Source organism: Pseudoalteromonas sp. SCSIO 43088 (assembly GCF_023650795.1).
Taxonomy (GTDB): domain Bacteria; phylum Pseudomonadota; class Gammaproteobacteria; order Enterobacterales; family Alteromonadaceae; genus Pseudoalteromonas; species Pseudoalteromonas shioyasakiensis.
On sequence record NZ_CP072675.1, the window covers coordinates 833,060 to 845,780 of the forward strand.

Sequence of the window (12,721 nt, forward strand, 5' to 3'; positions counted from 1 at the left end):
ATCCAATTAAATTGCGCAGTAGTTTAGCAAAGTCCTGAGCAAACAAGAAATAGTTAGCAGTTCTTTAGTAAGTCGACAAACAGGTCTGACCTGCTATAGTTGAGAAAATAATAAAAATGAGTACACAGTTATGGCCGTTTCTCAAAGCGAAACTCATCAGGTATTTAATCAACCCAAACCACTTGAAAACTACAATGCCTATGAGGCCGACACGGTTCTTCAATATTGGCAAAATCGTTTTGCTGGGCAATGGGGAACTGCGCATTTAACGGCGTTTGGGGAGCAAGTGGGAGGTGTACTACTGCAAGCTGGGTTTTTAGCAAACAAACACTTACCAGAATTAACCACTCACAGCCGCTTTGGCGAGCGCATAGACCAAGTTGACTATCATCCAAGTTACCATCAGCTAATGCAGCACGCTATAGAGCAAGGGCACTGTGCATTGCCTTGGCAGCAACAAAAAGCCGGTAGCCATGTTGTAAGAGCGGTAATGGCGGTGCTGCATAATCATGCTGATCCGGGATCCGGCTGCCCATTAACCATGACCTTTGCCAGTGTGCCTGCCATTGCGAGTCAAGAAAATGTAGCGGCTATGTGGCTACCTAAAATACTGGCAAATCATTACGATTCAGATAATAAGCCTTGGACCGAGAAAAAAGGTGTCACCATAGGTATGGCGATGACCGAAAAACAAGGCGGCTCTGATGTTCGGGCGAACACGACCAAAGCAGATGCCATCAATGAGAGTGGTGCAGGGCAATTATATGCTTTAACTGGGCATAAATGGTTTTGCTCAGCACCTATGAGCGATGCATTTTTAGTCCTCGCAAATACCGATGACAAGCAATTATCTTGCTTTTTAGTGCCGCGCTGGCTCGAAACTGGCGAGAAAAATGCCATGTATATTCAGCGCTTAAAAAGTAAATTGGGGAATCAATCAAATGCGAGCTCTGAAATTGAATTCAGAGGTGCACATGGTTGGTTACTCGGTGAGCCGGGGCGAGGCATTGCCACTATTATTCAAATGGTCGCTTTAACTCGTTATGATTGCATGCTGGGTTCAAGTTCGCTGATGTTACAAGCAGTAAAAGAAGCGATATGGCATACAGCTGGGCGCAGTGTATTTGGTAAAAACTTGCATCAACAGCCACTCATGCTCAATGTTCTAGCAGATTTAGCTATAGAGGCAGAAGCTGCACTTGCCATTTCAATGCGTATTGCTCATGCCCTTGATAACCAAGGTGATAGCAATGAAGTGGCATTAATACGCAGTGCCACAGCAATCGGTAAATATTGGATCTGTAAGCGGGCAGTGCAGCACACTTATGAGGCTATGGAATGTATTGGTGGTGTGGGTTATGTTCAAGACAACATTACCAGCCGACTCTATAAAGAAGCACCGGTTAACTCTATCTGGGAAGGCTCTGGTAATGTGCAGTGCCTTGACCTTTTACGTGTGTTTAGCCGTGAACCTGAATCACTTAAGGTGCTTATCAATGAGCTTGAAAAAGCGCGCAGTTTGCATCCTGATTTTGCGATAAAACTCGATGAACTAAAAGAGATGCTCACAGATACTGCAAACCTTGAAATGCATGCTCGGCGTATAATTGAAAAGCTCGCGTTACTTTGGCAAGCTGCAACGCTATTACAATTTGGTGAGCCACTTATTGCCGATGCGTTTGTGAAAAGTCGTTTAAGTGGCGCAGGGTTTAGTCAGTACGGCTGCCTGAGTCATTATATCGATTGTCAGGCGATTGTTTCGCGAATGATGCCAAAACTCTAAAGTTAACAACTTGTTTAATTATTGTGCGGTTGAGCACTGGCGCCGCACAAAACGCTTGCCGCCTTACCCATTCTTTGTATAATGCTTGGCATAGAGACAAAAGCAATTAAAAAAGCTCTTGCTCTAAAGTGGTTTTTCTTTATCTTCTCGTGTTTAGAAGGTTAAAGAAAAATGAAGCCAGTATGATGGAATTGGTAGACATGACGGATTCAAAATCCTTTGCATGGAACAGCATAAAATTTGAAATAATGACTTTGAAGATGGCAGCGTGGTGGAATTGGTAGACACGCTAGATTCAAAATCTGGTTTCTTCGGAAGTGCGAGTTCGATTCTCGCCGCTGCTACCAAGTCATTGAAAAACAATGCTTTTATAAGGTGGTTGGCCGACGTAATGTCGGTTTTTTTGTGCCTGAAATAAATCTATATCAGTTATTAAGTGCCTTCTATTTCAAATCTATTTGTCTAATTCATATCAAATATATAGTGCTTAAAATTGCTAATTAGGTTCATATCCTGTCTTGTGTCTGGGTAATTTCTGGGTAGATATGCGTCTACTTCGGTCTAATAACAACTATCTACAGCTAACTTAGCCTTATCAACTTCAATATACCCAATAACATGAACACTCTAGGTATTTAGGTCGGAAAGCTCGGCAACTAGGGCAGTTTCTTGTCTTCTCCCTGTCTTTTGCAAAGCATACTTGATCCATACAGTGAAAAAAAAGACATAATAAAGTAACGAATATTAAGTATTACATATTGATGAACTTAAATATTTAGCGTAATTTCAGGTTGTACAGATCGAAGCCCTGTTGTATCAGTGCTAGTAAATTTACTATAAATTTAAGGAGTATGGCGATGAATGAAGGTATTATTCAAGGTCTTGGCAACGGTAAAAAATAAAAAACCGTTAAAGAAAAATGATAAAGCTAACCCATTACAGGTTAGCTTTTTAGTTTCTGCTTACAGGTTAACAACTAGTCCAAGCATCAGCATCCCAAGCTTTGCACTCTTTGTTATAAGTACCGTCAGCATTAAAGCGTATAGTTTCGTAGTTCCAACCATCAATGCCAGCCATTACTTTTTTATACTCAACACGTAAGCCATTTTCTTCAACCATTTTGGTTAAGATAACAAAACTAAAGGTTTCGTATAAGGCAGTAGTATCACTAATGTCATCATCATAGTGGTAGTTCAAACCATCAATTTCAGCGTTGATTGCGGTATAATCTAATTGGTTTTTGTTTTGATGAAAACGCTCAATGTCATTAAACATCATAAATTGTTCAGTTTCTGCATCGAAACGAATGATATACTGCCCAATAGTGCCTAGGCGTTTATCCCAATCACTCCATTGCATATTAAAGACATATTTACCATTATCTTCATCAGCACATGTTGAAGTGATGTTAGTCATTTCACGCTCATGTACTTCATTAGTGCCTAGCTGTTCATAATAGTTCAGGTATTCTCTGGTATTACAAGTCTCCTCCGAAGTAGCTAAGATAATTTTATCATCGCCAATATTCTTACCAGATCCCCTACGATTATAAAAATCGATTTGTGAACCAATTGTTTCTAAATCATCACTTACACTGTGAGTAGTTGATTCAACCTTAGCGTGTGACGACCAGCCATTACTATTGTCATTGCCACTGGCAGTATAGATGTACTCTTTACGCACCCAACCATCAGAAGTTTTTAGGTACTTAACGTCAACAAAGCTATTCGGATGATTCTGCTTAAGCTCGCTTGCCTCAGCAAACCCTTTCTTCAAACCTTTAACAATTAGCAATGCAAGTTCGTGTGTAGTGTTATCACCGTTCGCAATGTAATCGGCAAAAATAGCGTCTTGGCTAATGTTATAATGACGCACAATATCACCAAGCGTTTGCTCTATATGACGAGCTAATTCATCAATTTTCTCATGATTATCACGAATAGCATCACAGGCTAAATTTGGGTTATCTAAATCTTCATCTTTTAATAAAAATTCAGACTTGATGGATTCCCAAATAACCGTAGTCAATGGCGTGATATCAGTTGAATCTAAAGCATTACCTACCATTGGTGGAAATACCATTTGATACGCTTCGGTAACTTCACCTGTATCGCTATCAGTAGCACCAACAGGAACATCTACCACTAAAGGTACATAAGATTGACAATCATATTGCTCAGCATCTAAATCTAGTGAATATTCGCCATTAGCCCCTGTTGTTGCTGATGGCTCATTGTTATCAAGTACAGTATTACCGTTCAAATCCAAAAATACCGTGGCACCTGTAACATAACCATCAATGACTTTACCTGATATGGTTGCTGCTGGTGGTATGGGTTGAATTTCTACAGGTGCTTCACTGTCACTACCTCCACTGCCACCGCCACATGCGGTTAAGGCTAAAAGACTTGTTGCAATTAAAGAATGTTTAATTTCCATTTTTTACTACTCCATTAACGTTTAAAATATAATTAGCTGAACAGCTATAGAAAATATATCAAATTCAGCATAACAAGTAAGTGATTATAATTTCTTTAATTTAAATCACTTTTTAAAAGAAAAACCACCATAGACCAATAGCAAAACCAAATAATGTGATTTTAGGTGGTAACTCTAATAGTGCTCCCACAATAAATGTGACAACAACAAAAACAATAAAACTCAATAATAGCGATAGCATATTACCCCACACACTTAACGAGAAATAAAAGTAAAAATGCCGCAGCTATAGCTGTTTTTGGATTATCTACTGCTTTGATCAAGGCAAGAACAAGAGCGACAAATAAGCCAAAATAAATTAACGTATCCATTACTCATTAGCTTCAACTGGAACTTCTATTTCTTCATCTTTAGCAATAACCATGGCGACGGTTAACAACCCTACAACACCAACAATTAGCGCAAATAGATGACTTGGTTTGAATGTACCATCAAACATGAACCATATAGATACACCTATGAAACCTAATGATGGTAACCCACCAAGTAAAATAGCAGTATTGTAGAGCTTTCCATCAGTTGGCTTTTTAAATATTGCTACTAGAGTTGCGGCCATACCGATAGCAAAACAAAATCCAAAGAAGAAATATCCTAAGTTTCCTTTTCCAAGTTCAGTGATCGCTACAAAGCCGAAGTACCCTGATAACACTAGTGCGCTTAATGCTGCTAAATACCTTTTTGTGCTGTCTTTCATTGTGAATATTCCTTTTTAGTTTTTTTGCTCAGATAAGAGAGCGTGTTAATTGAAATTGTAACTACCTACCTCGACAGGTTGTGTCGAGTTGGTATGAATAGTTGAAAGTAAATTGAAACGCTTGATATGCCTTATCTGGCTGATAACAAAAGCGTTAGCGTGGAGGCTTGAACTGAGTAAATATTTATTCTTTCTCGACATGCCCTTGCAGGTGCGACAGATAAACTATGTGGATGCACACACATGATACTCTTGCCAAGCGACTAGGATTGATACTCACCCGATTAAACATGGGCGAGCGATTAGTGCTGGAAACGTTGTCACAAGATTACGGGGTATCAGTGCGTACATTACATCGAGATTTAAACGAAAGGTTAGGCTACTTGCCAATACAACGTACTGGTTCAACCTACTACTTAAACCCTAGATACTTAGGAAGAAGCAGTAAGTCAGATATTAAGCCTGTACTTGATATGTTAGGGTTGTCTAAAATATTTCCTGCCTACGATGCGCTATCATTCAGCAGACTATCAAATAACGAAGTACCACCGTTTTTGTTTCGTGATATGAAAGTTGAAGATGTAACCAACTACCAAGCAACCTTCAAGTCACTAACATTAGCCATCCAAAACCTTCAAATAACAAGCTTCACATATAAGCAACAGCAGTATCAAAAAGTAAGCCCCTATCGCTTGGTAAACGATAGAGGTTGGTGGTATTTAGCTGCTATACACAATGACATGCTCAAATCGTTCAAAGTAGCGAACATAAGTGAAGTAGTGGTAACACAGCTAAACTTTACTCGTAGCAAAAGTATTGATAGTGAAATAACAAATTCGTCCATGCTTTGGCTAACTGACAAACCTATTGAAGTGGTACTGAAAATAGACAGTGCTATCGCTAGTCATTTCAGCAATACGGTATTACTACCAGACCAGCAATTACTAAAAGTGCTAGATGATGACAGCTTGTTAGTAACTTCAACCATCACCGATAAAAAGCAAATTATTCCCGTACTAAAGTACTGGTTACCTGATATAGAAATACTCTCGCCAAGTGAGTTAAAGCAATCGCTAGTATACGAATTACAGTTTTCAATTGATCAATTGTCCATGTAAATCATAAATAAAACCAAATGTGATTTAATTTTTATCAAATATGATTTATAGTTTGGTTGTTGTTTGATTAATTAATGAGGTTGCATCATGAGTAAAAACATTGAGCTTTCTGATACTACTTTTTCACGTCTAGAGAAATTAGCCGTGGGTTTTGATTCCCCAGAGTCAGTTATTATTCGCTTACTTGATGGAGCCGAGGGTAAAACCGAAACCAAACCAGTTCTTACATTTTTCCCCAGTGACGAGAATGTATTTAAGCTTAAGTTAATAGAATCAAAAGAAGCTGAAGTTGTAATGTATAAGCACGATTCTACTAGGGAAATAACTCACTGGAAGGCCAATAGGCTTAGTGAAACATCAAACCTTAGAGGAAACCTATGGTCTGGAATCCTTCGTGGCTGGAAGAGTAAGGGTATAGATAAAGTTGAGCTTTCTGTTTTACCTCAAGATGAGGATTCACAACAAATTAAGATCCTTGCATTAGAGTTACAATTAACTTTCGATGAAATGAGTCAATTAACGTATGAACTCGATCAAAATGAAAGTGAGGATGGTCTTATATATAATTATATTGTGCAATTCGATGATGGTAATGATAAAGAAATCTTATCTAAAATTGATGGATTAACCGAGCACCTTTGGGTAAATGTTGATACCTCGGCTTTTAGTTAATAGTTTTCATATCAAAAGGAAGTTAATAATGACGACTAAGACTTCACTTGTCGTAGAGAGCCGTGAATTTGCATCTCGTGCAGCCGCCGCTAGGCATTATGGTATTAATCCTAAGTTAGTGACTGAACGAATGACTAAGTTCAACTGGTCACTAAGCCAAGCTGTTGAAGTTGATCCTCGTCCTAAAGGTGAATACCGTAAGCCAGTAGTTGTTGATGGTGTTAAATATAACAGCTTGAGAGAGGCAGCTAATAGCCTAGATATAAAGCAGAGTACATTGATGAATCGTATAAAATCAGGAACCCAACCTGAAAAAGCACTATCAATACACTATGATTCAACTGAGATCCTAAAAGGTCAAGCAAAGCCTATTTATTATAAGCAAAAGTTGTACCCGTCAGCACGCCACCTATTACTTGATAATACCGAGCTATTAAATGGGACAGATCTGTCTAAAGCTATTAAAAAACTTAGTAGTCAAGCTCGAAAAGCGTGCAAGTTAGGCCAGATTAAAAACCATTCTATCGATGATATAAATAATAAGTACGACTTTCCAAAGATTCGTTTTAAAAGTGAATTTGAAAAACTTGAAAGTAAGTTGATCAAGCATTTTGGTAATGACTTTTTTAGATTAGCAGCTATCGAATAACTGCTTTTATGATAACAGTCACGCGGTTAGTTAATTATCCTAAAATACACTTAACGGATTTGGAATCCGTTGCGTCACTGCAACAGCTAACCAAGTAAAATCCTTTAGTAGCAAGACTTACAGAGTAAAATAAAAACAATTAAAACCGTAGCTGACAACAGCTACGGTCTTCCTCCGTTCTTTTGAGGTAAATTTTAGGTTACCTCAACAGTAAAACATCTATTTCCACATAGCTAATTAAGTCAAACACAGTAAAATACAACCGCCCAGTACTGAACGTTAGTTGCATAATGATTTCCTTTTGAGCTTTACTAGACGGTACTACTGCAGGGGTTGCAGTATGAAGTGGTTTGATAAACTATTTAGCAGAAGCTTTAGCTAGTAGCTGCTCTCTTACGCTCTCATAATTGTTAGGGAGCATATGTAAATATTGTGATTTTTCTGTTGAAACTATCAGGTTGATATCTTTTGAACGCAATACCGCAGCAAGAAAAGAAGCGTTATTAGCGCTTGCTCCTTTAAATACTGATTTGAACACCGTAGATTTAAAAGGTTTGTCAGTTACTTGCACATTAAGAACATCAATAATAGCAGTAACCGATAGCCATTCTTTCGAATGCAGTCCACCGCCATCATTGCCAGTAAGTCTAAGTTCAAGTTCACCAGAATCAATACAAGTAGCTAAGGTAAAAGTAACAAAGCCGCGTTTCTTGGTGCTTAACTTTGCTGCCTTGCCATCAACTAACACAACATGAGTTTCGACAATTGATCCTGTCTCTGTGGCAGCTTTGTTGCTACTTTCGTTTGAAGTAGTCGTAATTGTTTGCACAGGATTTTTTGAAGTTGTTTGAGCATCAATTTTCTTTTTAGTCGCCATAAGTTTTCTCCTAGTTGGCTAATGTTAAAGTTGGTTGAACAGGTTTTGTGCTTGTTTTCTGTGATGAGGTTTTACTTGTGTCTGTAACGAAGCTAATGCTGCTACAAGTACGCTGAGGTCGTCAGCTAAACCAGATACAGGAATTAAATCTGGAACAGTATCTACAGGTGTAATGAGGTAAATAAGAGCAGAAATTGCTAAGGTCTTAACCCAGAGTGGCGTATCACCATCAAGTACCAAGGCATAAAGTACTAACGCACATTCGATCAATTTTTTGAAACCTTTGAGCTGTTTAAATTTGCCCCATGCTTTATCGTGAGAGAGCTTAGCCATTTACTTCACCTTAATTGAATTTGGTAATTCAAAACCTACAGGTGCAATAAGATAAACCCCGTTACCTTCATCATTGGTTATAGATAACTTGATAATGTAATTTGTTGAAAGGTGCTCTTTGTACTCAGGGTGGTTATGTGCAAATTCGATTTGGTGCTGAATTTCGTCATCAAGCAATAGTAAGGGATCGTTAGTATCATTTTCTGTAATTACAATGATCATGGATGGGTATTCTTGCCAAAAAGTTTTAGCACTTTCTTGATCTCCAAATGGTTCGATAAGATGTGCTAACAATGCTTGCTTAACTTCTTCTGGTAGTGAAATATCACTTTCATTAGGCCAGTGATTGACTAGTTGCATAAAATTTCTCCGTATAGAAACTAAAAAAGCCAATACCCGAAAAGGTATTGGCTTGGTTCATCATTGAAGTGATATATGGATAAAAGGGGGTTAGTTACTGGGTGCTTTCAAGTAAAGACTCCATACTTTCAGAGGTCTGCCGCTGGCGTTCAATACTCAGTTTGGCATATCGCATAGTGCTTTGAATACTCTTGTGGTTGAGCAATTCTTGTACAGATCGAATGTCTGCATGTGTCTGATTTGCATGACTTAACAGGTTAGAGGCAATAGAGTGTCTCGCTGTATGGAATACTACTTCGTTTGGGTTTTCAATACCTGCCCGTTCCTTGATCAAATCAAAAGCCCATCGACTTGCGCAAACAGGTTTGTTCTTTTTGGTGCCTGCAAAGATAAACTCATTACCAGCAACTTTAGTTAAATCATCTAAAATTGCCATCATCATATCCGTTAAGTAAACAATGTGCGGTGTACCATTTTTGGTTTTGTCGATGGTAAGTGTTCGTTGCTGATAGTTAATATCTTTCCACTTACGAAAGCGCATTTCAGATGCACGGCAACCTGTTAGAAACAACATAGCAATGTAGGCACCACTTGGTTTGTGATGATAAGCCAATGCTTCCTTGATGATCCGACGTACTTCGTCAACAGAACAAAAACGTGTTCGCATATTATTTTCAGGTAATTGAGATACCCTAGAGGCGACATTAGGTATGTCAAGTAACCGCTCAGATAAAGAACCGATAGTTTTTATTAACGCAATAACTCGATTACATGTTGCAGGCTTGTACTTCGACTCTCCGTCAATCTCAATCATCATTTGATTTTGAATATCCTGAACATCAATCGCTTTTAATTTGTCGTAGGGGATTAAAGCAATACCACCACAAAAGCTCTTGAAACGTTGAACATCATCTTTCCATGACTTCTTACGTTTTTGCGCTAACGGCAAATATGTTTGGTGAAAGAAATCACCAACGGTAGGCATGCCAAGATAACCATCACGCTTAGTTTTTGGATTGATACCTTCGGCAATCTGTACCTTATGTTTTTTGGCAATATTACGTGCAGCAGTAACATCTAAATCAGGAAATCGACCTAGTGTGATAGCGTGTTTTCTGCCTTCCATGGTGTAACGCAGCATCCAGCGCTTGTTACCTGATTTACCCGACAAACACTTTAGACCAATGATTTCAGTATCTGCATATTCACATTCAGTACTTTTTGACTCTACTGGATTGGCAGGTAATGCTTTGATACTGGCATTAGTGAACTTGAACTTTTTCTTTTGCATAAAAACCTCGATTAGTTTGGTTATAACCAAGGTTTTGATATATATGTCAAAAAGGCTTTAGATCACCTTTTTAAAATTGTGCAATTATCGTTCAAAGAAGCTTGATTTACTATAATGCATACCCATATATGATCAATATTACCTATTAAAAACTCAAGGGATAACATATGCATGATTACGCCGTGTTTGGACATGACAGAGCTAATATCGGACGATGGCTTGGGTTTTTAGCGATAGTTGCTGCTGGTGGTGCTTCTCAAGTACTTACTTGGTTAGGATCAACAACTGGCTGGGAAGCCTTTTCAAAAGCAACAGTTGCAACAGGTGTTGTTTATTTAGCATTACATTGGCTTTTTAATAATATTTTATGGAAGATTAAATGGTTTCAGATTCCTAATATAAGCGGAATTTGGAATATCAATGGACAAACGCTTGATGAAAATGGAAATACGAAATATGAATGGCCAGCAAAGCTAGATATAGAACAAAACTGGAAGCAGATAAGTATTAATATCAAGACAAAATCAAGCCAAAGTCAAAGTTATACTGCTACTTTGTCTAAAAGGTTTGGTGTTAGAGGAGGCTGGATTCTTAGTTACAGTTATCGAAACGAACCTGAACTAGAGCAATCCCATGAATTAAATTCACATAAAGGTTTCTGCGAACTTGAAATAGATAAAGATTTGAAAATTGGTAAAGCAACATACTTTAATAGTAATGGTCGTCGTACGTATGGTGTTATGCAGCTTGAAAGGGAAAATGGATGATTAACTTTGAAAACAGACTAAAGAGTCTTAAAGACAGAAGACAAGGCACTAGAGAGCGAATACTATTAGAAAAAGGTTATAATTCATGGGACTCTGGTGATTACAGAACACGGGAAAGTTATGAAGCATTAACTGAAGCTAATGGGGTTAAATATGCTATTGGAGCTATGGCAGCAGTTAGCCAGCAATCAACGGATGTTTCAGTTCGTGAAGGAAACCGTGTTGCAGATACTTTAATTTCAAGTCTATCTACTGCTGGTATTTCAGCGACTAAACGGCTTCAAGGCTCTGTAGCATTAGATGTTCATATTGAAGGGCATTCTGATGTAGATATGTTAATTATACTAACCAGCACAGTTCAAGTTCAAATGCCAACGGTAGATGGCTCAACTTGTTTTGCTTCGGATAAGCGCTCTATGGAAGACATAATAAGGGAATTAAGATTAACGTCAGAAGTAAAACTTACATCTCGCTACCCAGAAGCGACAGTTAATTGTAATGGAAACAAGTCGATTGCTCTAGAGGGGGGAAGCCTACAACGTAAGGTAGATATAGTTCCTAGTTGTTGGTATAACTCTCACGCTTATCAACATTCAAATCAAGAGTTTGATCGTGGTGTTAAAATTTACAATAAACAAGAACATAAACTTTTACTCAATTGGCCTTTCCTCCACATCAAAAGAGTTAATGATCGAGATAATAGTTATTCAGGAAACCTTAAACGAGTAGTGAGGCTAATGAAGAACATGATTGCAGACATGCCTGATTATAAAAAAAGGGTAGCTAAAAAACTTAGCAGTTATGATTTAGCCGCGATAGGTTATCAAATGGATAAGGATCTTAACTTACCAACATACATGACCTTAGGGTTAGTTGAAAAGACACGAGAAAATTTAAGCATGTTAGTCTTGTCTCAGAGATTACGGGACTTAGTTATGGTGCCTGATGGGAGTCGGAAAATATTTGATAGTGAAGATAAATTTGAGGCTCTCAAAATATTGGAAAGTGAAATGGATGACCTAGCAAAATCTATCTTTAAAGAGCTGCGTCCTTTTGCCACAACATATGAATCAAGTACTCTAACAGATAAAGCGATTTTTTAAATTTTTCAACTGCATACAGCGGCATATAGTGTGACATAAAAAAGCCCAAGGCGATTAACCTTGGGCTTAGTTTTCTCCTGTTAAAACAAGTTACTATTTTGGTCTAGGAGCAACACGTCTTTTAGGCTTATTGCTACCAGAACTACCAAGTGATGCTTTTTCTGGATCTGCATTGGCTAAAAGCCAGTCATCTAAAAAGTGATCTAATAGCAGTGGATTTTCTTTCAGCATCTTACGTAAAAGGTAAGCTGTCTTAACGTTAATCCTGAAATCTTGAACTCCGCATCCTAGTATCATTGCAGGCTTTCTTTCATCCTCATCAAAATAGCCAAAGCAAACATCTGTACTGTATTGTTCTGAATTCTGCATTTGACCTTGGTAGTAATTACCAACGTATGAATCAGGTGTCTCGAAATCTCGGTCTGTGTGTTCGTAAGTCATAATTTTCTCTCTTAACCTTAGCCTGTTGCACATCAATAGGGGTTTCGGGGTTTTGGTTAAAACACCTAGTAAACAACAGGGAAAATGGAATTTGTAAAAAGGGGATTGAACAACGCTGTGTCCAAAATGTTAGG

14 protein-coding genes and 1 tRNA gene are annotated in these 12,721 nt (G+C 38.1%); 7 read left to right on the forward strand and 8 right to left on the reverse strand.

The features are described from left to right. Positions 1-130 precede the first annotated feature (130 nt). A complete protein-coding gene (locus J8Z28_RS03825; protein ID WP_250659919.1) occupies positions 131-1,783 on the forward strand; it encodes an acyl-CoA dehydrogenase family protein in 1,653 nt (550 codons plus the stop codon). Positions 1,784-2,045: 262 nt separating this feature from the next. Continuing rightward, positions 2,046-2,130 (forward strand) — tRNA-Leu (locus J8Z28_RS03830). A 622-nt stretch (positions 2,131-2,752) separates the two neighbouring features. Here the strand turns inward: J8Z28_RS03830 and J8Z28_RS03835 are convergent. The 3 genes from J8Z28_RS03835 to J8Z28_RS03840 form a co-directional block, all read right to left on the reverse strand. Next, complete coding sequence (locus tag J8Z28_RS03835) at positions 2,753-4,222, reverse strand: hypothetical protein (protein ID WP_250659920.1); 1,470 nt, start codon at positions 4,220-4,222, stop codon at positions 2,753-2,755. A 242-nt stretch (positions 4,223-4,464) separates the two neighbouring features. Next, complete coding sequence (locus J8Z28_RS21835; RefSeq protein ID WP_277601484.1) at positions 4,465-4,593, reverse strand: hypothetical protein; 129 nt, start codon at positions 4,591-4,593, stop codon at positions 4,465-4,467. Beyond that, complete coding sequence (locus J8Z28_RS03840) at positions 4,593-4,976, reverse strand: hypothetical protein (RefSeq protein ID WP_250659921.1); 384 nt, start codon at positions 4,974-4,976, stop codon at positions 4,593-4,595. The genes J8Z28_RS21835 and J8Z28_RS03840 overlap by 1 nt, the downstream gene beginning before the upstream one ends. 227 nt (positions 4,977-5,203) lie before the next feature. Between J8Z28_RS03840 and J8Z28_RS03845 the strand changes: the two genes are divergently transcribed. The 3 genes from J8Z28_RS03845 (at position 5,204) to J8Z28_RS03855 (ending at position 7,415) form a co-directional block, all read left to right on the forward strand. Next, positions 5,204-6,094: a helix-turn-helix transcriptional regulator gene (locus J8Z28_RS03845; RefSeq protein ID WP_250659922.1), complete on the forward strand. Its 891-nt coding sequence runs from the start codon at positions 5,204-5,206 to the stop codon at positions 6,092-6,094. Positions 6,095-6,181: 87 nt separating this feature from the next. Beyond that, positions 6,182-6,766, forward strand: coding sequence for a hypothetical protein (locus J8Z28_RS03850; protein WP_250659923.1), 585 nt, complete (start codon positions 6,182-6,184; stop codon positions 6,764-6,766). Between the two features lie 28 nt (positions 6,767-6,794). Then, entirely contained in the window at positions 6,795-7,415 is a 621-nt protein-coding gene (locus J8Z28_RS03855; RefSeq protein WP_250659924.1) for a hypothetical protein, read from the forward strand. A 358-nt stretch (positions 7,416-7,773) separates the two neighbouring features. On the opposite strand, the gene J8Z28_RS03860 is transcribed toward J8Z28_RS03855, so the two are convergent. The 4 genes from J8Z28_RS03860 to J8Z28_RS03875 all read right to left on the reverse strand — a co-directional run bounded on the left by J8Z28_RS03860 (position 7,774) and on the right by J8Z28_RS03875 (position 10,276). Further along, the gene (locus tag J8Z28_RS03860) at positions 7,774-8,292 is read right to left on the reverse strand and encodes a hypothetical protein (protein WP_250659925.1); all 519 of its coding nucleotides are present in this window, start codon (positions 8,290-8,292) and stop codon (positions 7,774-7,776) included. A gap of 24 nt (positions 8,293-8,316) precedes the next feature. Continuing rightward, positions 8,317-8,625: a YkvA family protein gene (locus J8Z28_RS03865; protein ID WP_250659926.1), complete on the reverse strand. Its 309-nt coding sequence runs from the start codon at positions 8,623-8,625 to the stop codon at positions 8,317-8,319. After that, positions 8,626-8,985: a hypothetical protein gene (locus J8Z28_RS03870; protein ID WP_250659927.1), complete on the reverse strand. Its 360-nt coding sequence runs from the start codon at positions 8,983-8,985 to the stop codon at positions 8,626-8,628. 94 nt (positions 8,986-9,079) lie between these two features. Further along, positions 9,080-10,276 (reverse strand): site-specific integrase, encoded by a 1,197-nt coding sequence (locus J8Z28_RS03875; RefSeq protein ID WP_250659928.1) that lies wholly within the window; start codon positions 10,274-10,276, stop codon positions 9,080-9,082. Between the two features lie 167 nt (positions 10,277-10,443). Between J8Z28_RS03875 and J8Z28_RS03880 the strand changes: the two genes are divergently transcribed. Then, positions 10,444-11,043 carry a Cap15 family cyclic dinucleotide receptor domain-containing protein gene (locus J8Z28_RS03880; RefSeq protein WP_250659929.1) on the forward strand — a complete coding sequence of 200 codons (600 nt, stop codon included), beginning with the start codon at positions 10,444-10,446 and terminating at the stop codon, positions 11,041-11,043. Next, on the forward strand, positions 11,040-12,146 hold the full coding sequence (locus tag J8Z28_RS03885; protein ID WP_250659930.1) for a nucleotidyltransferase family protein: 1,107 nt from the start codon (positions 11,040-11,042) through the stop codon (positions 12,144-12,146). The genes J8Z28_RS03880 and J8Z28_RS03885 overlap by 4 nt, the downstream gene beginning before the upstream one ends. 93 nt (positions 12,147-12,239) lie before the next feature. On the opposite strand, the gene J8Z28_RS03890 is transcribed toward J8Z28_RS03885, so the two are convergent. Further along, the gene (locus J8Z28_RS03890; RefSeq protein ID WP_250659931.1) at positions 12,240-12,587 is read right to left on the reverse strand and encodes a hypothetical protein; all 348 of its coding nucleotides are present in this window, start codon (positions 12,585-12,587) and stop codon (positions 12,240-12,242) included. Between the last annotated feature and the right edge of the window lie 134 nt (positions 12,588-12,721).

Excerpts from the sequence above, each read along its gene's own strand:
- J8Z28_RS03825 (WP_250659919.1), top strand. The coding sequence starts at position 131 with ATGGCCGTTTCTCAAAGCGAAACTCATCAGGTATTTAATCAACCCAAA.
- J8Z28_RS03875 (WP_250659928.1), bottom strand. The coding sequence starts at position 10,276 with ATGCAAAAGAAAAAGTTCAAGTTCACTAATGCCAGTATCAAAGCATTA.
- J8Z28_RS03855 (WP_250659924.1), top strand. The coding sequence starts at position 6,795 with ATGACGACTAAGACTTCACTTGTCGTAGAGAGCCGTGAATTTGCATCT.
- J8Z28_RS03835 (WP_250659920.1), bottom strand. The coding sequence starts at position 4,222 with ATGGAAATTAAACATTCTTTAATTGCAACAAGTCTTTTAGCCTTAACC.
- J8Z28_RS03885 (WP_250659930.1), top strand. The coding sequence starts at position 11,040 with ATGATTAACTTTGAAAACAGACTAAAGAGTCTTAAAGACAGAAGACAA.
- J8Z28_RS03840 (WP_250659921.1), bottom strand. The coding sequence starts at position 4,976 with ATGAAAGACAGCACAAAAAGGTATTTAGCAGCATTAAGCGCACTAGTG.
- J8Z28_RS03860 (WP_250659925.1), bottom strand. The coding sequence starts at position 8,292 with ATGGCGACTAAAAAGAAAATTGATGCTCAAACAACTTCAAAAAATCCT.
- J8Z28_RS03870 (WP_250659927.1), bottom strand. The coding sequence starts at position 8,985 with ATGCAACTAGTCAATCACTGGCCTAATGAAAGTGATATTTCACTACCA.
- J8Z28_RS21835 (WP_277601484.1), bottom strand. The coding sequence starts at position 4,593 with ATGGATACGTTAATTTATTTTGGCTTATTTGTCGCTCTTGTTCTTGCC.
- J8Z28_RS03850 (WP_250659923.1), top strand. The coding sequence starts at position 6,182 with ATGAGTAAAAACATTGAGCTTTCTGATACTACTTTTTCACGTCTAGAG.
- J8Z28_RS03845 (WP_250659922.1), top strand. The coding sequence starts at position 5,204 with ATGTGGATGCACACACATGATACTCTTGCCAAGCGACTAGGATTGATA.
- J8Z28_RS03865 (WP_250659926.1), bottom strand. The coding sequence starts at position 8,625 with ATGGCTAAGCTCTCTCACGATAAAGCATGGGGCAAATTTAAACAGCTC.
- J8Z28_RS03880 (WP_250659929.1), top strand. The coding sequence starts at position 10,444 with ATGCATGATTACGCCGTGTTTGGACATGACAGAGCTAATATCGGACGA.
- J8Z28_RS03890 (WP_250659931.1), bottom strand. The coding sequence starts at position 12,587 with ATGACTTACGAACACACAGACCGAGATTTCGAGACACCTGATTCATAC.